Origin of the sequence: Hydrogenophaga sp., from assembly GCF_019264445.1 — a bacterium.
GTDB lineage: Bacteria > Pseudomonadota > Gammaproteobacteria > Burkholderiales > Burkholderiaceae_C > Hydrogenophaga.
This window is the reverse complement of sequence record NZ_JAHVAB010000037.1, coordinates 1-21766: the sequence shown is the minus strand read 5'-3', so window position 1 is coordinate 21766 and position 21766 is coordinate 1. Positions and strand designations below refer to the sequence as shown.

Annotated in this window: 21 protein-coding genes and 2 pseudogenes; 10 read left to right on the top strand and 13 right to left on the bottom strand. The window is 68.3% G+C overall.

Annotation, left to right across the window (positions count from 1 at the left end; all coding sequences use genetic code 11):
* Positions 1-229 precede the first annotated feature (229 nt).
* Positions 230-724, bottom strand: coding sequence for an Lrp/AsnC family transcriptional regulator (locus KXJ60_RS05685; RefSeq protein WP_291125021.1), 495 nt, complete (start codon positions 722-724; stop codon positions 230-232).
* Positions 725-781: 57 nt separating this feature from the next.
* Between KXJ60_RS05685 and KXJ60_RS05680 the strand changes: the two genes are divergently transcribed.
* On the top strand, positions 782-1534 hold the full coding sequence (locus KXJ60_RS05680) for a GDSL-type esterase/lipase family protein (RefSeq protein ID WP_291125018.1): 753 nt from the start codon (positions 782-784) through the stop codon (positions 1532-1534).
* A 16-nt stretch (positions 1535-1550) separates the two neighbouring features.
* Here the strand turns inward: KXJ60_RS05680 and KXJ60_RS05675 are convergent, their stop codons facing one another.
* Positions 1551-1850 (bottom strand): hypothetical protein, encoded by a 300-nt coding sequence (locus tag KXJ60_RS05675; RefSeq protein WP_291125016.1) that lies wholly within the window; start codon positions 1848-1850, stop codon positions 1551-1553.
* A 74-nt stretch (positions 1851-1924) separates the two neighbouring features.
* Between KXJ60_RS05675 and KXJ60_RS21660 the strand changes: the two are divergent.
* Together KXJ60_RS21660 and KXJ60_RS05665 are read left to right on the top strand one after the other, a co-directional pair.
* A pseudogene (locus tag KXJ60_RS21660) lies at positions 1925-2305 on the top strand (ATP-binding protein); the annotation flags it as partial.
* A 36-nt stretch (positions 2306-2341) separates the two neighbouring features.
* Positions 2342-3418 (top strand): ATP-binding protein, encoded by a 1077-nt coding sequence (locus KXJ60_RS05665; protein ID WP_291125010.1) that lies wholly within the window; start codon positions 2342-2344, stop codon positions 3416-3418.
* 365 nt (positions 3419-3783) lie between these two features.
* On the opposite strand, the gene KXJ60_RS05660 is transcribed toward KXJ60_RS05665, so the two are convergent.
* The 6 genes from KXJ60_RS05660 to KXJ60_RS05635 all read right to left on the bottom strand — a co-directional run bounded on the left by KXJ60_RS05660 (position 3784) and on the right by KXJ60_RS05635 (position 11163).
* A complete protein-coding gene (locus KXJ60_RS05660; RefSeq protein WP_291125007.1) occupies positions 3784-5994 on the bottom strand; it encodes a malate synthase G in 2211 nt (736 codons plus the stop codon).
* Positions 5995-6156: 162 nt separating this feature from the next.
* Positions 6157-6942 (bottom strand): DeoR/GlpR family DNA-binding transcription regulator, encoded by a 786-nt coding sequence (locus KXJ60_RS05655; protein ID WP_291125004.1) that lies wholly within the window; start codon positions 6940-6942, stop codon positions 6157-6159.
* Positions 6943-6946: 4 nt separating this feature from the next.
* Positions 6947-8023, bottom strand: coding sequence for an ABC transporter ATP-binding protein (locus KXJ60_RS05650; RefSeq protein WP_291125002.1), 1077 nt, complete (start codon positions 8021-8023; stop codon positions 6947-6949).
* 31 nt (positions 8024-8054) lie between these two features.
* On the bottom strand, positions 8055-8888 hold the full coding sequence (locus KXJ60_RS05645; RefSeq protein WP_291124999.1) for a carbohydrate ABC transporter permease: 834 nt from the start codon (positions 8886-8888) through the stop codon (positions 8055-8057).
* A gap of 2 nt (positions 8889-8890) precedes the next feature.
* Positions 8891-9826: a sugar ABC transporter permease gene (locus KXJ60_RS05640; RefSeq protein WP_291124996.1), complete on the bottom strand. Its 936-nt coding sequence runs from the start codon at positions 9824-9826 to the stop codon at positions 8891-8893.
* Between the two features lie 14 nt (positions 9827-9840).
* Positions 9841-11163, bottom strand: a complete 1323-nt coding sequence (locus KXJ60_RS05635; RefSeq protein ID WP_291124993.1) for an ABC transporter substrate-binding protein — start codon at positions 11161-11163, stop codon at positions 9841-9843.
* 161 nt (positions 11164-11324) lie between these two features.
* Here KXJ60_RS05635 and KXJ60_RS05630 point away from each other — a divergent pair, with 161 nt between their 5' ends.
* The gene (locus KXJ60_RS05630) at positions 11325-12140 is read left to right on the top strand and encodes a phosphodiesterase (RefSeq protein WP_291124990.1); all 816 of its coding nucleotides are present in this window, start codon (positions 11325-11327) and stop codon (positions 12138-12140) included.
* Positions 12141-12180: 40 nt separating this feature from the next.
* Positions 12181-12873, top strand: coding sequence for an HAD family hydrolase (locus KXJ60_RS05625; protein WP_291124987.1), 693 nt, complete (start codon positions 12181-12183; stop codon positions 12871-12873).
* Between the two features lie 4 nt (positions 12874-12877).
* Here KXJ60_RS05625 and KXJ60_RS05620 read toward each other — a convergent pair whose 3' ends face one another.
* On the bottom strand, positions 12878-13624 hold the full coding sequence (locus KXJ60_RS05620; RefSeq protein ID WP_291124984.1) for a helix-turn-helix domain-containing protein: 747 nt from the start codon (positions 13622-13624) through the stop codon (positions 12878-12880).
* A 123-nt stretch (positions 13625-13747) separates the two neighbouring features.
* On the opposite strand from KXJ60_RS05620, the gene KXJ60_RS05615 reads away from it, so the two are divergent.
* The 3 genes from KXJ60_RS05615 (at position 13748) to KXJ60_RS05605 (ending at position 16984) form a co-directional block, all read left to right on the top strand.
* Positions 13748-14704 carry a hydroxymethylglutaryl-CoA lyase gene (locus KXJ60_RS05615; RefSeq protein ID WP_291124980.1) on the top strand — a complete coding sequence of 319 codons (957 nt, stop codon included), beginning with the start codon at positions 13748-13750 and terminating at the stop codon, positions 14702-14704.
* An 81-nt stretch (positions 14705-14785) separates the two neighbouring features.
* Positions 14786-15994, top strand: coding sequence for a CaiB/BaiF CoA-transferase family protein (locus KXJ60_RS05610; protein ID WP_291124977.1), 1209 nt, complete (start codon positions 14786-14788; stop codon positions 15992-15994).
* 63 nt (positions 15995-16057) lie between these two features.
* Positions 16058-16984 carry a LysR family transcriptional regulator gene (locus tag KXJ60_RS05605; protein WP_291124974.1) on the top strand — a complete coding sequence of 309 codons (927 nt, stop codon included), beginning with the start codon at positions 16058-16060 and terminating at the stop codon, positions 16982-16984.
* A 15-nt stretch (positions 16985-16999) separates the two neighbouring features.
* Here the strand turns inward: KXJ60_RS05605 and KXJ60_RS05600 are convergent, their stop codons facing one another.
* Positions 17000-17446 carry an SRPBCC family protein gene (locus KXJ60_RS05600; protein WP_291124971.1) on the bottom strand — a complete coding sequence of 149 codons (447 nt, stop codon included), beginning with the start codon at positions 17444-17446 and terminating at the stop codon, positions 17000-17002.
* A gap of 190 nt (positions 17447-17636) precedes the next feature.
* Here KXJ60_RS05600 and KXJ60_RS05595 point away from each other — a divergent pair, with 190 nt between their 5' ends.
* Complete coding sequence (locus KXJ60_RS05595; RefSeq protein WP_291124968.1) at positions 17637-18620, top strand: tripartite tricarboxylate transporter substrate binding protein; 984 nt, start codon at positions 17637-17639, stop codon at positions 18618-18620.
* 5 nt (positions 18621-18625) lie between these two features.
* Entirely contained in the window at positions 18626-19600 is a 975-nt protein-coding gene (locus KXJ60_RS05590; RefSeq protein WP_291124949.1) for a D-2-hydroxyacid dehydrogenase family protein, read from the top strand.
* On the opposite strand, the gene KXJ60_RS05585 is transcribed toward KXJ60_RS05590, so the two are convergent.
* The 3 genes and pseudogenes from KXJ60_RS05585 to KXJ60_RS05575 all read right to left on the bottom strand — a co-directional run.
* On the bottom strand, positions 19569-20480 hold the full coding sequence (locus KXJ60_RS05585; RefSeq protein WP_291124946.1) for an alpha/beta fold hydrolase: 912 nt from the start codon (positions 20478-20480) through the stop codon (positions 19569-19571). The two genes, KXJ60_RS05590 and KXJ60_RS05585, sit on opposite strands and share 32 nt — an antisense overlap.
* A 109-nt stretch (positions 20481-20589) precedes the next feature.
* The gene (locus KXJ60_RS05580) at positions 20590-21252 is read right to left on the bottom strand and encodes a hypothetical protein (protein WP_291124942.1); all 663 of its coding nucleotides are present in this window, start codon (positions 21250-21252) and stop codon (positions 20590-20592) included.
* A gap of 49 nt (positions 21253-21301) precedes the next feature.
* Positions 21302-21766: pseudogene (locus KXJ60_RS05575) on the bottom strand (helix-turn-helix domain-containing protein); the annotation flags it as partial.

Genomic DNA, 21766 nt, shown 5'->3' with positions numbered 1-21766 from the left:
CTGATCGTTGGCATGCCTCCGATTTGGTGCATCGCCTCCTGCGGCATGCAGGAGGCGGTGGGTGCCGAATGTTCAGTGAAACGCGTGGCGCGTGTCGTTTGTCAAGCGAATCGACCGAACGCTGCGCGCTTGGCATCCCTGTGACCGCGCGGAGCGCCCCGGGCCGCACAAACGCTCACCATGCACGCCGCCGGTGCGCGCGCACCAATGCGGGCGGCCTGCAGGCGCTTTACAAACGCGCGCCGCCACGGCGGTTTTTCACCCGCGTGAGCAGCGTCTTGCAGTCCACCGAGAGGATCTCGGGCCTGTTGAAGATGTGGCGGCGCACGAAGGCCTCAAACGTTTCCGGGCTCTCGGTGAGCGCGTGCACGTGCAGGCTTTTCAGGTCGCTCATGATGTAGAGACTCACCACCTCCGGGCAGTCGGCCAGCTCCTGCGCGATGCGCTCGATGGCCGCCGGCGTGACCACGATGTCCAGAAAGGTCGAGTTCACCTGCCCCAGCTTCTCGGGGTTGATCACCGCGGCAAACAGCTCGATCACGCCGCTGTCCTGCAGCGCCTGCACCCGGGCCCGCGCATGCGCCCGCGAAATGCCCAGCTGGCGCGCCATGTCGGCAAACGAGGCGCGGCCGTCTTTCACCAGGATGTTGAGCAGGGCCTTGTCGAGCTTGCTCAGGGCCAGGTCGGCGGTGGCGGCGAGGGTGGGCGGTGGGTGGCGGGTCATGGGGTTGCTCCCCAAGCAACTGGCGAGCCAGCACCACATGGGCATAGACTGGTCCAGATGAGCCCATCCACCTCCTGGCCCGTGTGGCCCGCTCTCGTCATCGTGCTGGTCTTGACGGTGCTCGCCACCTCGGGCTGCACGGTGTGGCGCATCGGCAAGGCCGGCGAACTCGCCCGGCGCAGCGAACCCCTGCAGCACACCCCGCCTGAGGCCACGCTGCGCCTGCTCATCGTGGGCGACAGCACCGGCGTGGGCACCGGCGCGAGCAGCCCGCAGGCGAGCCTGGCCGGGCTTCTGGCGCAGGCCTACCCGCGCCTGCAGATCGACAACCGCGCCCGCGACGGCGCCACCTTTGCCGGCGTGATCGAGCAGCTCGAAGCCGCCACCGCGCGCTACGACCTCGTGCTGGTGCAGGCCGGCGGCAACGACGTGATCCGCCTGCGCAAACTCGACGACGTGCGCGCCGACATTGAGCGCGTGGCCACGCTGGCGCGTGCGCGCGGCCAGCGCGTGCTGCTCATGCCAGCCGGCAACGTGGGCAACGCGCCCTTCTTCTTCCCGCCCGCGTCGTGGCTCATGACCTCGCGCGCGCGCTCGCTGCACGGCTTCGTGCGCGAAGCCGCCACGCGCCACCAGGCCGCGTACATCAACCTCTTCAAGGACAAGGCGAAAGACCCGTTCGCCCAGCAGCCCGAGCTCAACGCCGCTGACGGCCTGCACCCCAGCGACGCCGGCTACCGCGTGTGGTTCGACGAGCTCATGACCCAGGCGCAGCTCGCGCCCGTGCTGGCGCCGGCCAAGGCGCGCTGAGTCTGGCCAGCGCGCGTTAGTCTGCCGGCGCGAAGTGCGCCACCAGCGCCTCGCCCCAGGCCCACGGCCCGGTGAGGGTGAGCGTCACCGTGGTCCACTCGCCATCGGCGTGCACCTGCTCGTCGGCGTCCCACACACCACCCTCGTCGAGCGGGCCCCTCGGCCCGGGGCTGTGCGTCTCGGCCCAGGCCAGCACCGCCCGCACCTCCTGCATCACTTCAGGCAACTGCGCACCGCGCACGCTGGCCATGGCTTCCCAGGAGCCGGTGCCTTCGCCGTCGTCGCTGGGGTCGAAGAGGAGGTGGTGGATTTGCATGGACCGATTGTCTTGCCACTCGCGAATCGAAATGACGAAACTGGGCATCAGTCGCTGTTCAAATAGCAGCCATCATGATCGACATCACCTCTGCTCAGGCTGCGGACCGCATCACCGCTTTGCTGGCCGCGCCCGAAAACCGCACGCTCGACTTCAAGCGAATCAGCGACAAGCACAAGAAGATCGTTGAGACGGTGTGCGCGTTTGCCAACTCCGAGGGTGGATTGCTCGCCCTGGGTGTGGGCGACGCCAAAGACCTCAAGGCTGGTGATAAACCGCAGAGCCGCTTGTGGGGTGTGGAAGAAAACCCCGAAGGATTTGACGATTTGAGGCGTCAGTTGCTGCAGCGCTTCACGCCCGCCCTCACCCGTGTGCATTGGCTGCGACTGCCCTGCACCTTGCGAGATGGTCAAGCCGGCAATGTGGTGTTGCTGCGGGTGGAAAAAAGCGACCAAGTGCACAGCGTGTTGGGCAATGGCACCTGGACGCGCATGGACGCCAGCAACCGCGAACTGAGCGCGGCCGAGATTGCAGAGCTGACTTACCAGCGGGGAGCGAAAAGCGCCGAGACCCTGTCCATGCCCGTGGCGCTGGACCTGCTAAACACCGATGCGTGGCGCAGCTATTGCTTCACCCGGGGCTTGGCCAACATGGATGTGGCGGCGCGCTTGCCCCGCCTGGGATTGGCGGTACCTGGGGAGAATGGTTTGCAGCCTTTGCTGGCCGCTGTGCTTCTGTTTGCCGACGAGCCGGGCGCTTTGCTGGCCGGGCAGGGCATGCGGGCGGACATTCGCGTCTTTCACTACAAAGGCAAGGCCGTGCAACGCGGTGAGGTGCCCAATCTGTTGCTGCCGCCCAAGACCATCTCCGGCCCAGTGGTGGAGCAGATCGCCAAGGCGCAGGCCTATGTGCTGGAGCGGCTGGCAGTAGGGCTGACGATGGAGGGATCGGGCTTCAAGACGCGCTATCGCTTCCCGGAACGGGTGATCAAGGAGGCTGTCACCAACGCGGTGGTGCACCGCGACTACCGCCTCAACCGTGACATTCATGTGCGCATTTTTGACGATCGGGTGGAGGTGGAGAGCCCAGGGCGTCTGCCCGGCAACCTTACCCCGGCGACCATTGAGAAGACCGGCTCAGTGCCACGCAACAGCCTGCTGGCGCGGCATTTGCGGGAGTTTCCCAACCCGCCCAACGTGGATGCGGGCGAGGGCGTGCCGATGATGTTCGCGCAGATGGCGCAGGCCAAACTGTACGAGCCGCTCTACCGCGAGCAGGTGGAGACCGCGGTGCCCACGCTGGTGGTGACCTTGTTGAATGAGGAGCGGCCCCCGCTGTGGGTGCAGGTGAGCGACTGGATCGACCGGAACGGCCCGATCACCAACAGCCGCTTGCGCGAGATATCTGGGTTGGATACGCTGGCCGCCTCCAAACAGCTCAAGCAATGGGTGGGGCAGGGGGTGCTGGCGGCTCTGCCGTCGCCGTCCCGTCAGCAGGCGAGCTACACCAAACCCGACCTGGCCGACCTGCTTGGATCATTATCTTTGGGCTTGGATAATGAACCGTGAAAAGTGAAAAAATTCTTTCAAATCAATGATTTGAATTGACGTTCATTATCTTTGGCTGTGTTTTTAGCCAGCTCAATATGGATTGACGCTTGGAGCCGTCGGTGCTGGTCGAAGCGCTGGTCGCTCAGCGCAACGAATGGGCCCACACGGAGCGGTCAGTCCATCAGCTCAGGTGAAGTGGCGCCAGAGCCTTTTCATTATTTTCTTGTTGGGATAATGAAGCTCAAAATCTCAAAAACTCTTTTTAAAACAAGGAGCTTTTGTGCGGTTCATTATCTGCCTGCCTGATTTTTAAGCAGAAGGTACAGTCCTCGCCAGAATGAAAAACGGCGCCCAAGGGCGCCGTTTCACCGAGGTGGAAGCGATCAGGCCGCCTTCACCTTCAAGCGCCAGGCGTGCAGCAGCGGCTCGGTGTAGCCGCTGGGCTGTTCCTTGCCCTTGAACACGAGGTCCAGCGCGGCGAGATACGCCTTGCTGGTCTTGAAGTTGCCGGCCATCTTCTGGTAGAGCTTGTCGCCGGCGTTCTGGCCGTCCACCACGGCGGCCATGCGTTCGAACGTGGCGCGCACTTCCTTTTCCGTCACGATGCCGTGGTGCAGCCAGTTGGCGATGTGCTGGCTGGAGATGCGCAGCGTGGCGCGGTCTTCCATCAGGCCCACGTTGTGGATGTCGGGCACCTTGGAGCAGCCCACGCCCTGGTCGACCCAGCGCACCACGTAGCCCAGGATGCCCTGCACGTTGTTGTCCAGCTCCTGCTGCTTCTCGGCCGCGCTCCAGTTCGGGTTGCTGCTCACGGGGATGGTGAGCAGGCCGGTGAGCAGGTTGTCGCGCTCGGCGTTGGCGTCGATCTTCTCCAGCTCCTTCTGCACGTCGGACACCAGCACCTGGTGGTAGTGCAGCGCGTGCAGCGTGGCGCCAGTGGGGCTGGGCACCCAGGCGGTGTTGGCACCGGCCTTGGGGTGGCCGATCTTCTGCTTGAGCATCTCGGCCATCAGGTCGGGCATGGCCCACATGCCCTTGCCGATCTGCGCCTTGCCGCGCAGGCCGCACGACAGGCCGACGATCACGTTGTTCTTCTCGTAGCTCTGGATCCAGGCGCTGGCCTTCATGTCGCCCTTGCGCACCATGGGGCCGGCGAGCATGGCGGTGTGCATTTCGTCGCCGGTGCGGTCCAGGAAGCCGGTGTTGATGAAGGCCACGCGGCTGGCGGCCGCGGCAATGCAGGCCTTGAGGTTGACGGAGGTGCGGCGCTCTTCGTCCATGATGCCCAGCTTCACCGTGCTGTCCTTCAGGCCCAGCACCTTCTCCACGCGGCTGAACAGCTCGGCGGCAAACGCCACTTCGCGCGGGCCGTGCATCTTGGGCTTGACGATGTAGACCGAGCCCTTGCGCGAGTTGCGGATCGCGTCCTTCTTGGTGCGCTTGAGGTCGTGCAGGGCGATGGCGGTGGTGACCATCGCGTCCATGATGCCTTCGGGAATCTCCTTGCCTTCTGCGCCCCAGAGGATGGCGGGGTTGGTCATGAGGTGGCCCACGTTGCGCAGGAACATGAGCGAGCGGCCGTGCAGGCGCACCGCGTTTTTCTTGCCATTGGGCGCGGTGTACTCGCGGTCGGCGTTGAGGCCGCGCGTGAAGGTCTTGTCGCCCTTGGTGACCGACTCGGTCAGCGTGCCCTGCAGGATGCCCAGCCAGTTGCTGTAGGCCAGCACCTTGTCTTGCGCGTCCACGGCGGCAATCGAATCTTCCAGGTCCAGGATGGTGGAGAGCGCGGCTTCCACCACGAGGTCGCTCACGCCGGCGGCGTCGGTCTTGCCGATGGGCGTGTTGCGGTCGATCTGGATGTCCAGGTGCAGGCCGTTGTGCTTGAGCAGCACGGCGCTGGGCGCCTTGGCCTCGCCCTGGTAGCCCACCAGTTGCGACTTGTCGGCCAGCTTGCTGGTGCCGCCCTCGGCCAGGCCCACCACGAGCTCGCCGTCCTTGTTGATCTTGTAGCTGGTGGAGCCCACATGCGAGCCCTTCTTCAGCGGGGCGGTGCGGTCGAGCACGTGGCGCGCGTATTCAATGACCTTGGCGCCGCGCTTGGGGTTGTAGCCCCCCTTCTTGCCCACTTTCTCGCAGCCCTTGTCTTCACTGATCACATCGGTGCCGTACAGCGCGTCGTACAGCGAGCCCCAGCGCGCGTTGGCGGCGTTGAGCGCGTAGCGGGCGTTCAGGATCGGCACCACCAGCTGCGGGCCGGCCTGCGTGGCCAGCTCGTCATCCACGTTCTTGGTCGTGGCCTTCACGCTCTTGGGCTGCGGCACCAGGTAGCCAATGGTCTCCAGAAACTTGCGGTAGCCCGCCATGTCGCGGATCGGGCCGGGGTTGGCCGCGTGCCAGGTGTCCAGCTCGGTTTGCAGACGGTCGCGCTCGGCCAGCAGGGCGGCATTTTTGGGCGCGAGGTCGCTCACGATGCCGTCAAAGCCCTGCCAGAATGCCGCTTCGCTCACGCCGGTGCCGGGCAGCACCTTCTGGTTGATGAAGTCGAACAGTTCGGTGGCGACCTGAAGGCCGTGGATCTGGGTGCGTGCTGTCATGGGGTGCTCCGTCAGGCAAGAGAGTGGGGAATACCGGGGCGCCCGCGCGCGCGGGCGTTGTGCAAGGCTGAACTGTATTGCACACCTGGGCCGGCATTAAATCGCTTTCTTGCGATTTATCTGTGACTTTGGCGGGGGTAATGCGGCCCGCCCCCGGCGGGCTCAACCCTCCACCGTTTCCTCGGCCACCACCACCCGCACACCCTGCGCCGCACGGGCCAGTTCGTCGGGCAGGGCGCGGTCGGTCACGAGCACCTGCACGCTGGTCCACGGCAGGCTGGTGATCAGCCCCGGGGCTTCGAACTTGCTGGCGTCGGCCACCACGATCACGGTGCCCGCGTGCGGGTGCACCGCCTGCTTGAACTCGACTTCAAACGGGTCGAAGTCCAGGCAGCCGCCGCGCGCGCTGAGCGATGCCACGGAGACGATGAGGTAGTCCGGGTGCAGCTGCGTGGCAAAGCGAAGTGCGTTGGCGCCGGCCAGGGTCATGTCGCTGCTGCGCAGGGTGCCGCCGGGCAGCATGACGGTGTGGCGGTCGCCGCTCTGGGCGAGTGCGCGCGCCACTTCGAGTGAGGGCGTGGCCACGGTGAGGCCGTGGCGCGCGGCGAGGGCTTCGGCCACGAAGCAGGCGGTGCTGCTGTTGTCGAGCACGATGCTGGCGCCATCGGGCAGCAGGGCGCACACCTGTTGTGCCAGGCGGCGTTTGGCGGCCACGTTGCTGCGCAGGCGCAGCTGAAAGGGTGATTCCTGCACGTCGCGGTGCAGGCTCACGCCGCCGTGGAATTTCTGCACGATGCCGTCGTCGGCCATGGCCTGCAGGTCGCGCCGCACGGTTTCGCCCGACACGCCCAGGCGCAGCGCGAGGTCGGCGGTGGTGATGGAGGGCGTGGCGCGCAGGATCTCGACGATGCGCTCCTGGCGCGCGCTCAGCACGGGCGTCATGCTCATCGGCTCAGCCCCGGGCGGCCAGCATCGCGCCGGTCTGTGCATCAAACACCCGCAGGCGGGCCATTGCTGGGGCGAGCACGATGGCCTGTTCGGCCTGCAGCGCGGCGTCGGCTTCGGTGCGCACCAGCACGTCGGCACCACCCACGCGAATCTGCGCGTAGGCCTCGGCGCCCAGGCGCTCCACGCGCTGCACCACGCCCGGCCAGCTCAGCGGCGCACTGGACGCGCCGGCACTGGGCACCAGCGTGAGCTCTTCCGGGCGCAGGCCGAGCACGGCGCCGGGTTGAATGGCGGCTTCGCCGTACTGGGCGTTGAGCCAGGCGCGACCCTCGGTCAGGGTCTCGGGCACGGGGAGAAAGTTCATTTCGGGGGATCCGATGAAAGACGCCACAAAGCGGTTGGCGGGCCGGCGGTACACCTCCATGGGCGCGCCCACCTGGCGCAGGTGGCCGCGGTCCATCACGGCGATGCGGGTGCCCAGGGTCATGGCTTCCACCTGGTCGTGCGTGACGTACACGATGGTGATGCCCAGCTCGGCGTGCAGGCGCTCGAGTTCGCCGCGCATGTGGGTGCGCAGCTTGGCGTCGAGGTTGGAGAGCGGTTCGTCAAACAGGAACACCTTGGGCTTGCGCACCAGGGCGCGGCCAATGGCCACGCGCTGGCGCTGGCCGCCCGAGAGCTCGTTGGGCCGGCGTTGCAGCAGCTCGGTGATCTGCAGTCGCCGGGCGGCTTCCTGCACGCGCTGGTCCACCTCGCTGCGCGAGAGCGCGCTCGTGCGCAGCAGCCCGAAGGCCATGTTCATGTAGACCGTCATGTGCGGGTACAGCGCGTACGACTGGAACACCATGGCGATGTCGCGCTCGTGCGGCTCGGCGTGGGTCACGTCGCGCCCGCCAATGAGGAGGCGGCCTTCGCTGATGTCTTCCAGGCCCGCGATCATGCGCAGGGTGGTGGACTTGCCGCAGCCCGAGGGGCCGACCAGCACCATGAACTCGCCCGCCTGCACGTCGAGGTCGAGGCTTTCCACGGCGACGTGGTCCTTGTAGCGCTTGCTGATGCCTTGGAGAGAGATGGCGGACATGGTGGGGATGGTAAGGGCGGGTGGATGGGAGTCACTTCAAGCCGGCATGCATGAAGCTGTCGACGAAGCGGCGCTGGAAGATGAGGAAGAGCAGCATGAGCGGCGCGATCACCACCATGGTGGCGGCCATCAGGCGCGGCCAGTCGGCGCCGCTGTCGGCCTTGGCCAGCAGGCCCAGGCCAATGGGCAGGGTGCGCACCGACTCGCTGTTGGTCACCAGCAGGGGCCACATGTAGTCGTTCCAGTGCGTCACCACGGAAATCATGCCGAAGGCCACCAGCGTGGGTTTGACGAGCGGCAGGTACACATGCCAGAGCGTGGCCCAGTGGCCGCAGCCGTCCAGGCGCGCAGCGTCGGCCAGGTCTTGCGGCACCTGGCGGAAGGCCTGGCGCAGCATGAAGGTGCCGTAGCCGCTGGCAATGAACGGCACCATGAGCGCCCACAGGCTGTTGAGCAGGCCGAGCTCGCGCACGGTGATGAAGTTGGTGAGGAAGGTGGCGTAGATCGGAAACATCACCTGCAGCAGGAACAGGCCAAAGAGCAGGTCGCGCCCGGGAAAGCGCAGCCGCGCAAACGCATACGCCGCCAGCGTGATGGTGGTGAGCTGCGCCAGCAGGATGCCGCTGGTGACCATGAGCGAGTTGAGCAGGTAGGTGCCAAACGGCGCCACCGACAGCGCCGCCGGGTAGTTCGACCACTGCAGCACCTGCGGCAGCACGCTGGCCGCGGGGTCGAAGATTTCAGCGCGCGTCTTGAACGAGGTGATGAGCATCCACACCAGCGGGCTCAGCCACAGCAGCATGGCCGGCAGCAGCAGCCAGTGCATCCAGCGCGAACGGGCGAAGAGGAAGCGATGGGCGGTCATGTTCAGCGTCCCATGTAGTGAACGCGGCGGCCCAGCGTCAGGGCCACCAGGCCAATGAGGCCCATGACGACCAGCAGCAGGATGTTGGCAATGGCCGAGGCGGTGCCGATGTCCTGGAACTGGAAGGCGTTCTGGTAGATGTAGAAGGTGAGCACGTTGGTGGCGTCGGCGGGGCCGCCTTGCGTCATCACGAACACGTAGTCAAAGATCTGGTACGAGTGCAGCACGCCGATGATCACCACGAAATACAGCGTGGGCGAGATCAGCGGCACGGTGATGTGCACCAGCTGCCGAAAGCCCGACACACCATCGAGCCGGGCCGCTTCGTACAGGTCGCGCGGCACCAGCTGGAGTGCGGCGAGCAGGATCAGCATGAAGTAGCCCGCGTATTTCCAGATGCTCATGAAGATGATGGCCGGCAGCGCCCACTGCCGGTCGTACAGCCATTCGAGCTTGGGCAGGCCCAGCAGCTCCATGAGCCCGTTGATGGGGCCGTAGCCCGGCGCGTACAGAAACACCCACACCATGCCGGCGGCCACCGAAGGCACCATGACCGGGTAGAAAAACACCGAGCGGTAGAGCGAGGTGCCGCGCAGCTTGCGGTCCAGCGCCACGGCCAGCACCAGCGCCAGGCCAATGGAAGTGGGCACGGTCACCACCATGTAGGCCACGGTGTTGCGCAGCGACTGCCAGAACAGCGCGTCGTGCCACAGCCGCTGGTAGTTCTCCCAGCCCACGTAAAAGATCTCGGTCGAGCCGAGCTGCACGTCGAAGAAGCCGTAGATCAGCGAGCGCGCGATCGGCCAGTAGGTGAAGGCGGCCAGGAACACCAGCGAGGGCGCGAGCATCACCACCGCGGTGAGCAGCTCGCGCCGCCGCGCCCGGCGGCGCAGGTCGGGCACGGTGTCCATGGAGGGGTCCAGGGTGAGGGTGTTCATGGCGCGCCTGTTCATCAGCCGCGCCGGCGGGCCAGGCGCTGGATTTCGAGGTTCGACTTCGCGGTGGCTTCGCGCAGCGCGGCGTCGGGCTTCACTTCACCGGCCAGCGTGCGGTCGATCGCGCTTTGCAGGTGCGCGCGCACCTTGTGATAGCCCGGCACCTGCAGGAAGGCCCCGGCCACTTCGGCGGTGACGAACGCGGTGCGCGCCTCGGGCACCTTGGCCACGTGCGCCTTGAGCGCCGGCGTTTCCCACGACGACTTGCGCGCCGCCAGGTAGCCGGTGTCGATGCACCACTGCGCCTGGTTTTGCGTGTTGGTCATCCAGCGCGCAAAGGTCCAGGCCGCGCGCTTGTGCGCGTCGGGCTGCTTCTTGGCAATCAGGATCGGGCCGCCGCCCATGGTGGAGCCGAGCTGCTTGCCGCGGGGCATGGGCGCCACGCCCACCGGGAACGAAGCCGACTTCAGGATGTTGGTCATCGAGCCGGTGGAGTGGTAGAGCATGGCGGTGCGACCGGCCATGAAGTCGTTGGCCGAGCTCTCCCAGGTGGAGGCTGCCGGCATGTTCTTCGCGGCGGCCATGCGCTGCCAGAACTCCAGCGCGTTCACGCTTTCGGGGGCGTCAAAGGCCACCTTGTCCTTGGTCCAGAACACCAGACCGTTCTGGCGCACGAAGCTCTCGAAGATCCAGTCGTGCCAGCCACCACCGATGGTGAGGCCCCACTGCGACACGGTGTCGCCCTGGCGCTGGGTGAGGGCCTTGGCGGCGGCTTCGAGCTCGGTCCAGTTCGTAGGCGCCGCCTTGAGGCCGGCCTTCTCGAAGGCGGCCTTGTTGTAGTACAGCACCGGCGTGCTGCACTGGAACGGCAGGCCGTAGAGTTTGTCGTCGGACATGCAGGTGCCCAGGAAGCCGGGCATGAAGTCCTTGAACACGTCGTCGGCCTTGGCCAGCGCGGTCACGTCTTCGAGTGCGTCCATGCCCAGGAAGGTGGTGAGCATGGAGTTGATGGGCAGCCAGGAAGCGGGCGGGTCGCCCACGCCCAGCGCGGTCATCACCTTCTGCTCGGTGTTGTCGTAGCTGCCTGCGTAGATGGCCTCGACCTGGATGTCGCTGTGGGCAGCATTGAAACTGCTGATCATGTTGGAGACCAGGCGGTTGATGTCGCCCGAGACGCCCACCGGGTACATGAAAGCGAGCTTCACCTGCTGCTGGCCCGAGGCCCACAGCGGCATGCCGCCGAACAGGGCGGCGGCCGACACGCTGGCGCTGGTCTTCAGAAACTGGCGGCGCGCGGTGGGGGCGCCGGCGGCGGGCTGGGAGGGGTTGAATCGGGACATGACACGGCTCCTTCAAGACAGGGTGGTAGATCAACAACAAGAAAAAAGGCAGGTCGTATGTTCCGGTCACATCGTGACAAACATATGAAATCCACACAAGCAAGAACAGTTCCACATCAAATTATGGATTTGTGTGGAAAATAAACATAGACTCCACAGCCATGCACCAGACCCTGCTGATCGCCCAACTTTCCGACCCGCACATCGGCACCGGGCCGGCGTTTCTGGGGGGGCGCATGGACACGGAGCACGCCCTGCGCCAGGCGGTGGCGCATGTCGCGGCCATGGATCCCCAGCCCGACCTGGTGCTGCTCACCGGCGACCTCACCGAGCGCGGCAGCGCCGCCGAATACGCGGTGGTGGCCGGCGCCTTGGCCCCGCTGGCCATGCCGGTCTATGCCGTGCCCGGCAACCACGACGACCCCAAGGTGGCGCGCAGCGCCCTGCCCCGGTGCATGCCCACCGCGCCCGATGCACCAGACGGGGTGTGCTGCTACCGCCTGCGCCATGGCGGCCTGCACCTGATCGCGCTGGACACGGTGGTGCCGCGCCAATCGCACGGCGCGCTCGGGCCGGCGCAGCTCGCCTGGCTGGCGCGACAGCTGGGCCAATGCCGCGACGAGCCGGTGCTGCTCTTCATGCACCACCCGCCGCTGCCCACCGGCATCGAGGCCATGGACGCCTGCAGCCTGCTCGAAGGCGGCGACGAGCTCGCCGCCTTGGTGCGCGCGCACGGCGCGGTGCAAGGCATCCTGTGCGGCCACCTGCACCGGCCGGTGCAGATGCAGTTCGGCGGTGCGCCGCTGCACGTGGCGCCGTCGGTGGCGCACCAGATCGCGCTGGACCTGCGTCCCGGCGCCGCGCTGCACGCGCAACTCGAACCGCCCAAGATCTCGCTGCACCGCTGGTCGCCCGTGCACGGCCTGTGCACCCACCTGAGCTACGTCCAGGCCTTCGGCCCGGCGCTGCCGCTGTGATGCGCGCGCAGCCACCCGACGCCACCCACCCGCTCCCGCCATGACCCCGCCCAACACGCCCCCACTGGCCTTGTTTGACCTGGACCACACCCTGCTCGACGGCGACGGCGACGACCTGTGGTGCCGCTTCCTGTTGCGCCACGGCCTGCTGGACGCCAGCGTGCAGGCGCGCAACGAACAGATGGGCGCCGACTACCGCTCCGGGCGCGTGAGCGTGGAGGACTTCAGCAACTTCTACGCAGGCCTGCTGGCCGGGCGCACGCCCGCGCAGTGGGCGCCGTGGCAGGCGCGCTTTCTGGAAGAGGACATCCGCCACCGCCTGCCCGAAGCCGCGCGCGCGCTCGTGGCCTCGCACCGCGAGGCCGGCCACACGCTGTTGCTCACCACCGCGAGCAACAGCGTGATCGCCGAGCGCACCGCGGCCGAACTCGGCTTCACCCGGTGGATCGCCACCGAACTCACCCTGTCCAACGGCGTGTTCACCGGGCAGGTGCAGGGATTCCCCAACATGCGCGAAGGCAAGCTCAAGCGGCTGCGGCAATGGCTGTCAGACGAAGGCCTGCCCGCCAGCGCGTTGGCCTCGGCCTGGTTCTACAGCGACTCCATCAACGACCTGCCGCTGCTCAGCAGCGTGGGCCACCCGGTAGCGGTGAACCCCGACGCCATGCTCCACCAGCACGCCGTGGCCCATGGCTGGCCCGTGCTCGACGTGCTGGGCAAGGCGCTGGCCTGACGCCTCAGCCCACGCGCCCGCTCAGCTGCCGCGCGGCGGCCAGCACCTTGCCCACGTGCCGCTCCTCAAACCGGTGCGCCGGCATGGTCAGCGTGAGCGAAGCGGCCAGGGTGCCGTCGGCCTGAAACACCGGCGCCGAAATGCCGGCCACCTCGGCCAGCCGGTCGCCCACGGCGGTCATGAAGCCGTCGGCGCGGATGCGCGCGTACACCCGCTTTTCGGCCGCGGTGGGCGGGCGGCTGTCGTCGCCGGCACCAAACGCACACAGCACGCGCCCGCCCGTGCCCTGGCGCAGCGGCAGCACGTCGCCCGCGCGGATGTGGTCGCGCACCGGGTGCGGCGAGTCCACGCGGTAGAGGCACAGGCGCGTCTGGTTGGGCGCCTGGCCCTGGCGCACGTGGTACGCCGCGCTCTCGCCCGTGGCCGCCACCAGCTGGCGCAGCACCGGCATGACCACGCGGTCCAGCGAAAACGAGGCCGCGTAAATGCCGTGCAGCCGCGCCACCTCGCCCCCCAGCGCGTAGCGCCCGTCGTCCAGCCGCTGCAGCAGGTGCGCATGTTCGAGCGAGGCGAGCAGGCGCAGCGCGGTGCTCTTGTACAGCTGCGTGCGCGCGGCCAGTTCGGCCAGCGACAGGGCGGCGTCTCCCGGGCGGTAGGCCGCGAGCAGTGAGAGCGCGCGGTCCACCGCCGCCGTGCCGCCGGTGGCGGCGTGGGCGTCGGCCAGCGAAGGGATCTGCGCTTTGCGGGGCATGAAGGGGTGGGCTCGGGTGGGTGCTGGGTTGACAGTGCGCAGGGCATCTGCCATTCTTTCGGCAGAGAGAATAACGTTCTATCTGACAGAACACAACATCGGCACAAAGAAAAATCCCGGCACATGACCTCCACCCCTGAAGTGCTCATCAGCGAAGTCGGCCCGCGCGACGGGCTGCAGTCCGTCAAGGCCACCATGCCCACGGCCGACAAGTTGCGCTGGATCGACGCCCTCGTGGCCGCCGGCCTGCGCGAGATCGAGGTTGGCTCCTTCGTGCCCGCCAGGTTGCTGCCTCAAATGGCCGACGTGGCCAGCGTGGTGCAGCACGCGCTGCAGCACGACGGCCTGACGGTGATGGCGCTGGTGCCCAACCAGCGCGGCGCGCAGGCCGCGCTGGCCGCCGGCGTGCACAAGATCACCCTGCCGGTCTCGGCCAGCGAGGCGCATTCGCTGGCCAATGTGCGCAAGACGCCCGAGCAGATGCTGGTGGAGCTGCGCGAGGTGCACGCCCTGCGGCGCGACACCGCGCCCGACGTGGCGATGGAAGTGGGCCTGTCCACCGCGTTCGGCTGCACCCTGCAAGGCGAGGTGAACGAAGACGACGTGATCCGCCTGGCCGTGGCCTGTGCGCACGCGGGGGCCGACGAAGTGGGCCTGTCCGACACCACCGGCATGGCCAACCCCGCGCAGGTGCGCCGCCTCTTCACGCGGCTGCGCGCCGGGCGCGGCGCGCGCGCGGGCGCCGCCCACCTGCACAACACCCGCGGCCTGGGCCTGGCCAACTGCCTGGCCGCGTTCGACGTGGGCGTGCGCACCTTCGACGCCTCGCTCGGTGGCCTGGGTGGCTGCCCCTACGCGCCCGGCGCCTCGGGCAACGTGGTCACCGAAGACCTCGTCTTCATGTTCGAGGCCATGGGCGTGCGCACCGGCATCGACATCGCCCAACTCATCGCCGCGCGCCAGCCCCTCATGGCCGGCCTGCCCGGCGAGCCGGTCTACGGCATGTTGCCCGAAGCCGGTTTGCCCAAGGGTTGGTTTGCGCGCCAGCACCCGTCGAATCCTTCGACAAGCTCAGGATGAACGGAGTTTTCGTGCTCGCCAACCATCTCCGTTCGGGCTGAGCCTGTCGAAGCCCTCTCACCCTTTCCGCACCTTCAAGTCATGAGCGATACCACCGCCCCCCGCCCACTCCCGTTTGATGGCTTGCGCGTCGTCGAATTCACCCACATGGTCATGGGCCCTACCTGCGGCATGGTGCTCGCCGATCTGGGGGCCGAGGTCATCAAGGTCGAGCCCCCGGCGGGCGACAACACGCGCCGCCTGCTCGGCTCGGGCGCGGGCTTCTACCCGCTGTTCAACCGCAACAAGAAGAGCCTCGTGCTCGACCTGCAGTCGCCCGAAGGCAAGGAGGCCGTGCTGCGCCTGATCGCCACCGCCGACGTGGTGAGCGAGAACTTCAAGCCCGAGACCATGAAGAAGCTCGGCCTGGACTACGACAGCCTCAAGACGCTCAACCCGCGCCTCATCCACGTGAGCCACAAGGGCTTTCTGCCCGGCCCTTACGACCACCGCACCGCGCTCGACGAGGTGGTGCAGATGATGGGCGGCCTGGCCTACATGACCGGGCGCCCCGGCGACCCGCTGCGCGCGGGCTCGTCGGTCAACGACATCATGGGCGGGCTGTTCGGGGCCATCGGCGTCATGGCCGTGCTGAGCGCGCGCGAGAAAACCGGCGTGGGCGGCCAGGTGCAGAGCTCGCTGTTTGAGAACAACGTGTTCCTGGTGGCGCAGCACATGATGCAGTTCGCCGTCACCGGCAAGCCGGCCGCGCCCATGCCCGACCGCATTTCGTCCTGGGGCATTTACGACGTGTTCCGCGTGAAGGACGACGAGCAGATCTTCCTGGCCGTGGTGAGCGACACGCAGTGGGCCATCTTCTGTGATGCCTTTGGCTACGACGACCTCAAGGCCGACGCGCGGCTGGCCGGCAACAACAACCGCGTGCGCAACCGCGAGTGGCTCATTCCGCTGCTGCGCGAGCGCCTGGCGCTGCAGAGCGCGGCCGAGCTGGCCGCGCTGTTCGAGCGCCACGGCCTGCCGTTTGCGCCCATCACCCGCCCGCACGAATTGCTCGAAGACCCGCACCTGCTGGCCACCGGCGGGCTTGCGCCCATCACCCTGCCCGACGGCGCCAGCGCCGGCCAAACCGCGCAGACCGTGCTGCTGCCGCTGGCGCTTGATGGCGAACGCCTGGGCGTGCGCCGCAGCCCGCCCCGCCTGGGCGAGCACAGCGCCGAGCTGCTGACCGAGCTCGGCTACAGCGCCGACGACGCGGCGCGCCTGAGCCGCACGGTCGCCAAAGCCGACTGAAAAGTCATCAATTCCGGCAAAACCAGCATGGTTCCCTTCCCTGGGGTGCGGTAATCTGCCCCCGTGGACAAACTCAAGCAACTCGAAACCTTTGTGGCCGTGGCCACGCGCGGCAGCCTCACGGCGGCGGCCAAAGCCGAGGGCGTAGCCCCGGCCATCATCGGGCGCCGGCTCGATGCGCTGGAAGCCCGCCTGGGCGTGAAGCTCATGGTGCGCACCACGCGGCGCATCACGCTCACCCACGAAGGCAGCGCCTTTCTCGAAGACTGCCAGCGCCTGCTGGTGGACATGGCCAACGCCGAAGCCAGCGTGAGCGCCGGTGGCGTGAAGGCCAGCGGGCACCTGCGCATCACCGCGCCGGCCGGCTTCGGGCGGCGGCACGTGGCGCCGCTGGTGCCGCGCTTTCGCGAGCTCCACCCGGAGGTGACGATCTCGCTGAACCTGAGCGACCGCGTGGTCGACGTGGCCGGCGAGGCCTACGACTGCGCCGTGCGCGTGGGCGACCTGCCGGACTCTTCTCTCGTGAGCGTTCGCCTGGCCGACAACCGCCGCCTGTGCGTGGCCACGCCGCGCTACTTGCAGCAGCATGGCCGCCCGCGCGTGCCCGCCGACCTGGCGCGCTTTGACTGCCTCACGCTCTCCAGCGACGCCTCACAGACCCGCGGCTGGGCGTTCACCGTGCCGGTGCCCGGCGCGGCCGGGGAAGTGGAGATCGTGCACCTGCGCCCCGGTGGCCCGCTGGACTGCACCGACGGGCAGGTGCTGCGCGAGTGGTGCCTGGCCGGCTACGGCATTGCCTGGCGCAGCACCTGGGAGGTGGAGGCCGACATTGCCGCCGGCCGCCTGGAAAGCGTGCTCGACGACTTTGCCGCGCCGCCCAACGGCATCTTTGCGCTGTTCCCCCAGCGCAAGCACCTGGCACTGCGCGTGCGCCTGTGGATCGACTTCCTCAAGCACGAATACGCGCGCCCGGATTTCTGGAAAACCTGAGCAGCGCGCGAGGCCTCAGCCCGGAATGTCCGGCTCCACCAGCTGGGCCAGCTGCGCCAGCGACTCCTGCCAGCCCAGGTAGCACATCTCCAGCGGAATCACCTCCGGGATGCCGTCCTGCACCACGCTGAGTTCGGTGCCGCAAGACACCGCGGTGAACTGCACGTCCACCGCCATCGTGCCCGGCAGATTCGGGTCATCAAACCGGTCGGTGTAGCGCAGCCGCTGGCCGGGTACCAGCTCCACATACTCGCCGCCGAAGGCATGGGCGTTGCCGGTGGAGAAGTTGCGAAACGACATGCGGAAGGTGCCGCCCACCCGGGCGTCGAGGTGTTCCACCCGGCAGAGAAAGCCGTAGGGCGGCAGCCACCGCGCCAGGGCATCGGCGTCGAGGAAGGCGCGGTACACCTTCTCGGGCGGGGCGCGGAGCACGCGGTGCAGTCGGACAGCGCGGGAGGTCATGGTCGGATTCCTTTCAGGGGTTGGGGCGAGAGGCGCCCGGGGATTCGAATGCACGACGAAGCAGCCGGGGCGGTTTCGACAGCGCAACCTGTTCTTTCCACTGAATGGAATGGGGGTGGTGCGCTGGCCGGGCGGGCGTTCTAAGCTCTTGCGTGACCGCTTGAACTACAACCCGAAAGAGAGACAAAGCATGACCCAGAAGCTTCCCGTGTCCCGCCGACATTTCAACATGGCCTTGGGCGCCGCCCTCGCCATGCCGCTGGCCGCGCGTGCGCAGGCCTTTCCTTCCAAGCCCATTCGCATCCTCGTGCCGTTTGCCGCCGGTGGCCCCACCGACCTCATGGCGCGTGCCGTGGGCAAGAGCATGTCGGCGTCCATGGGGCAGCCGGTGATCATTGAAAACAAGCCCGGTGGCGGTGGCGTGATCGCCATGGGCGAAGTGGCGCGCGGCCCGGCCGATGGCTACACGCTGGCTTTCCCGTCCATCCTGGCCGTGACCAACCCGGCGCTGATGGCCAACTACCCCTTTGACACGCTGCGCGACTTTGCGCCGCTCACCGTGGTCGGCTACATCCCGCACGCGCTGGTGGTGCGCCCCGACTTCCCCGCCAAAGACCTGCCCGCCCTGGTGGCCATGGCCAAGGCCAACCCCGGCAGCGTCAACTACGGTTCGTCGGGCAACGGCACCTCGGCCCACCTGGGCGCGGCGCTGTTTGCGCAGCGCGCCGACATCAAGGTCACCCACGTGCCCTACCGGGGCGCAGCGCCTGCCGTGCAAGACCTGCTGGGCGGTCAGATCCAGTTCATGTTCCTCGACATGAGCTCGGCGCTGGCGCAGATCAAGACCGGCAAGCTGCGCGCGTTGGCCGTGGCACCCGCGCGGCGTTTCTCCGGCCTGCCCGATGTGCCCACCGTGGCCGAGCAGGGCTACCCCGGCTTTGACGTGCACGGCTGGTACGGCCTGTTTGCGCGCAGCGGCACGCCCGCGCCGGTCATGCAGACGCTGTATGCCGAAGTGAAAAAAGCGCTGGCCTCGGCCGAGATCCGCGACCTGTTCGAAAACTACGGCATCGAAGCCGGCGGCATGACGCCGGGCGACTACACCGAGCTCGTGCGCAAAGACCTTGCGCTGTGGAAGCGCACGGTCGACCAGCTGCAGATCACGCTGCAGTGAGCGCCATGCGCATCGCGATTCCGGACGACTACCAGGACTGCGTGCGCAGCCTGGACTGCTTCAGCAAGCTGGCGGGGCACGACGTGCGCGTGTTCCACGACTCCGTCAAGGGCACCGACGCACTGGCCGAGCGCTTTGCCGATGCCGACGCCATCGTGCTCACCCGCGAGCGCACGCGCATCGACGCCGCGCTGCTCGATCGCCTGCCACGGCTGCGCCTCATCAGCCAGACCGGCAAGCTCGCCGGGCATGTGGATGTGGCGGCGTGCACCGCGCGCGGCGTGCTGGTGGCCGAGGGCAGCGGCGCGGGCTCGGCCACCGCCGAGATCGCCTGGGCGCTCGCGCTGGCCAGCCGCCGCCGCCTGGTGAGCGAGGCCAACCGCCTGCGCCAGGGGCAGTGGCAGGGCCACCTGGGCCAGCAGCTCAGCGGCCAGCGCCTGGGCGTCTGGAGCTATGGCCGCATTGGCCGGCAGGTGGCCGGCTATGGTCGCGCGTTCGGCATGCAGGTGTGGGTGTGGGGGCGCGAGGCGTCCACCGCTGCGGCGCGCGCCGACGGCTTTGAGGTCGCTCCTTCGCGCGAAGCCTTCTTTGCGCAGAGCGACGTGATCAGCCTGCATGTGCGCCTGGGCCCACAGACCACCGGCCTCGTCACCGCCGACGACCTCGCCCGCATGAAGCCCACCGCGCTGATGGTGAACACCAGCCGCGCCGAGCTCATTGCGCCGGGCGCGCTGGAGCACGCGCTGGCGCAGGGCCGCCCCGGCTTTGCGGCGGTGGACGTGTACGAGCAGGAGCCGGTGCTGGGTGCGCAGCACCCGCTGCTGGCCTTGCCCAATGCGCTGTGCACGCCGCACATTGGCTACGTGGAGAAAGACAACTACGAGCGCTACTTCGGCATTGCGTTCGACCACATCGTGGCGCTGGCCGAAGGCCGGCTGACCGAGGTGGTCAACCCCGAGGCGCTGGCGCACGCGCGCTGACGGCGCCCAGCCAGTCCAGCAGCAGCGGGTTGATCGCGTCGGCCCGCTCGTACTGCACCCAGTGCCCGGCGTGTGGCACCACGTGCGTGCGCGCACCGCGCAGCGGCGCGGCCAGCTCGGCGGCGATGGCAGGTGGGTCGGCCGTCACATCGTGCTCGCCCCAGGCCAGGCAGGTCGGGCCACCGTAGTGCGCCAGCGCCTCGGCCAGGCCGCCCGCGCGCGAGATCTCCTTGCTCCGGAAGCGGGTGCGCACGCAGGCGTCGGTGTGCACGCGCAGCGCGAGCGCGTCGATGTCTTGCGCGTCCACGCTCAGCATGTGCATCGCCAGGTTGTGGCGCATGGCCTGCTCCACCGCTGCGGCGTCGTTTGCGCGCCAGGCGGGCTTCCAGTTGACGAGCTCGCCCTTGGGCCGCCGCCGCCCCTGGTGGCCGCCACTGCCCAGCAGGGCCAGGCGCTGCACCTGGGGTCGCTGCGCGGCCAGCTGCGCCGCCACCAGCCCGCCAAAGGAAAAGCCCACGAGGCACAGCGGCGTGTCGGCACCCACCAGGGTGTTCAGTGTGGCGAGCGTGGGCGCCAGCAGCGCTGCCATGCCTTCGCCCTCGGGCGCATCGGAGTCGCCAAAGCCCGGCAGGTCCACTGCCCACACGGTGTGCTGCGCGGCCAGCGCCTCGATGTTGCGCACCCAGTGCAGCCAGTTGCCATGGCCGCCGTGCACCAGCACCACCGGGCTGCCGCGGCCCATGCCGCGCCAGCACACCTGGCCACCCGACCACGCCACGCGCTCGGTGCGCACCTGCGCCTGCAGGTGGTTGATCTGTGCGCGGGCGGCTTCGTCGGTGGTGGGTGCGGCGGGCGTGAGCGCCTCGGAGGGCATCGGCATGTCGGTGGTCCTGGTGGGCGGTGGAAGCCGCCAACCGATGCTAAGGCCGGGGCACCGTGCTGGCACCCCGTGCATTCCGTTGCGTGGAAGCGCGCCGCCTCAGCCCGCCTCAGCTCGCCTTGGGGCGCCGCACGGCGCGCACCTTGCCGCTCATGCCGCCACCGCAATAAAACAGCCCGGCCCCGTCGGACTCCAGGCCACTCACACCCACGCCCGCCGGCATGTCCAGCCGCTGCAGCACGGCGCCGCTGTGCGGGTCGATGCGCCGCAGGTCGCTGTCGTCGCCTTCCCAGGTGCCGTGCCACAGCTCGCCGTCGACCCAGGTGACGCCGGTGACAAAGCGGTCGGACTCGATGGTGCGCCGGATGGCACCTGTGGCCGGGTCGATCTGGTGGATCTTGCGGTCGCGGTACTGGCCCACCCACAGGCTGCCTTCGGCCCAGGTGAGCCCCGAGTCGTTGCCGCCGCCTGGGGCCGGAATGGAATGCAGCACGGCGCCGGTGGCGGGGTCGATCTTGTCGATGCGCGCCTCGCTGATCTGGTAGAGGTGGCGGCCGTCAAAGGCCGTGCCCGCGTCGCCGGCGTGGTCGAGCGTGCGGGTGGTCTGGCCGCTGGCGGGGTCGAAGGCGAGCAGCTTCGCGCCCACGGAGGCCCATACCTGCTGGCCGTCGTGGGTCACGCCATTGACGCGGTCTTCGCCGTCAAACGGGCCGTACTCGCGCACGATCTCGGCAGGGCGCACGGTGGCGCGGACGGGGGTGGTGGTGGTCATGAGGGGCTCCTGTGTGTGGGGCGCCGGGCATCGGCGCCTGCAGGTCACTCTAGGCAATCGGCAGCGCAGCAGGGAGTAACAAGATCGTCGTGAATCCGCTCAGCGGTGGCGCCAGCCAGCGCTGCGCGCGGCCTTGGCCGATGGCGCGCACCTGCTGCTGCGCCTGCAGTTCGGCCAGCGCGCGCTGCACAGTGCGCTGGCTCGCGTCGAGCGCGAGCGCCAGGCCCGAGGTGGACCAGGCCGCCCCGTCGGAGAGCAACGCGAGCAGGGCGGCCTGCTCGCCCGCGATGGGCGGCATCAGCGTCACCACCTGTGGCGCCTGCACAGGCCGCAGCGCAAAGCCGCGCTCGGTGGCCTCGATGTGCGCCAGCGGTTTCACCAGCGCGCGCAGCCGCCCGATCTCCACCCGCAGTCGCGCGCGGTGCGTCTCGTCGGGCCGGCGCAGGCGAAAGGCCTCGGCAATCAAGCCATCGCGCGGCGCGTCGCCCGGCCAGGCCTGCGCCAGCGCCCTCGC

What these genes read in the sequence shown, in the direction of transcription:
- KXJ60_RS05685 (WP_291125021.1), bottom strand. Translation starts at nt 724, where the DNA reads ATGACCCGCCACCCACCGCCCACCCTCGCCGCCACCGCCGACCTGGCC.
- KXJ60_RS05680 (WP_291125018.1), top strand. Translation starts at nt 782, where the DNA reads ATGAGCCCATCCACCTCCTGGCCCGTGTGGCCCGCTCTCGTCATCGTG.
- KXJ60_RS05675 (WP_291125016.1), bottom strand. Translation starts at nt 1,850, where the DNA reads ATGCAAATCCACCACCTCCTCTTCGACCCCAGCGACGACGGCGAAGGC.
- KXJ60_RS05665 (WP_291125010.1), top strand. Translation starts at nt 2,342, where the DNA reads ATGGACGCCAGCAACCGCGAACTGAGCGCGGCCGAGATTGCAGAGCTG.
- KXJ60_RS05660 (WP_291125007.1), bottom strand. Translation starts at nt 5,994, where the DNA reads ATGACAGCACGCACCCAGATCCACGGCCTTCAGGTCGCCACCGAACTG.
- KXJ60_RS05655 (WP_291125004.1), bottom strand. Translation starts at nt 6,942, where the DNA reads ATGAGCATGACGCCCGTGCTGAGCGCGCGCCAGGAGCGCATCGTCGAG.
- KXJ60_RS05650 (WP_291125002.1), bottom strand. Translation starts at nt 8,023, where the DNA reads ATGTCCGCCATCTCTCTCCAAGGCATCAGCAAGCGCTACAAGGACCAC.
- KXJ60_RS05645 (WP_291124999.1), bottom strand. Translation starts at nt 8,888, where the DNA reads ATGACCGCCCATCGCTTCCTCTTCGCCCGTTCGCGCTGGATGCACTGG.
- KXJ60_RS05640 (WP_291124996.1), bottom strand. Translation starts at nt 9,826, where the DNA reads ATGAACACCCTCACCCTGGACCCCTCCATGGACACCGTGCCCGACCTG.
- KXJ60_RS05635 (WP_291124993.1), bottom strand. Translation starts at nt 11,163, where the DNA reads ATGTCCCGATTCAACCCCTCCCAGCCCGCCGCCGGCGCCCCCACCGCG.
- KXJ60_RS05630 (WP_291124990.1), top strand. Translation starts at nt 11,325, where the DNA reads ATGCACCAGACCCTGCTGATCGCCCAACTTTCCGACCCGCACATCGGC.
- KXJ60_RS05625 (WP_291124987.1), top strand. Translation starts at nt 12,181, where the DNA reads ATGACCCCGCCCAACACGCCCCCACTGGCCTTGTTTGACCTGGACCAC.
- KXJ60_RS05620 (WP_291124984.1), bottom strand. Translation starts at nt 13,624, where the DNA reads ATGCCCCGCAAAGCGCAGATCCCTTCGCTGGCCGACGCCCACGCCGCC.
- KXJ60_RS05615 (WP_291124980.1), top strand. Translation starts at nt 13,748, where the DNA reads ATGACCTCCACCCCTGAAGTGCTCATCAGCGAAGTCGGCCCGCGCGAC.
- KXJ60_RS05610 (WP_291124977.1), top strand. Translation starts at nt 14,786, where the DNA reads ATGAGCGATACCACCGCCCCCCGCCCACTCCCGTTTGATGGCTTGCGC.
- KXJ60_RS05600 (WP_291124971.1), bottom strand. Translation starts at nt 17,446, where the DNA reads ATGACCTCCCGCGCTGTCCGACTGCACCGCGTGCTCCGCGCCCCGCCC.
- KXJ60_RS05595 (WP_291124968.1), top strand. Translation starts at nt 17,637, where the DNA reads ATGACCCAGAAGCTTCCCGTGTCCCGCCGACATTTCAACATGGCCTTG.
- KXJ60_RS05590 (WP_291124949.1), top strand. Translation starts at nt 18,626, where the DNA reads ATGCGCATCGCGATTCCGGACGACTACCAGGACTGCGTGCGCAGCCTG.
- KXJ60_RS05585 (WP_291124946.1), bottom strand. Translation starts at nt 20,480, where the DNA reads ATGCCGATGCCCTCCGAGGCGCTCACGCCCGCCGCACCCACCACCGAC.
- KXJ60_RS05580 (WP_291124942.1), bottom strand. Translation starts at nt 21,252, where the DNA reads ATGACCACCACCACCCCCGTCCGCGCCACCGTGCGCCCTGCCGAGATC.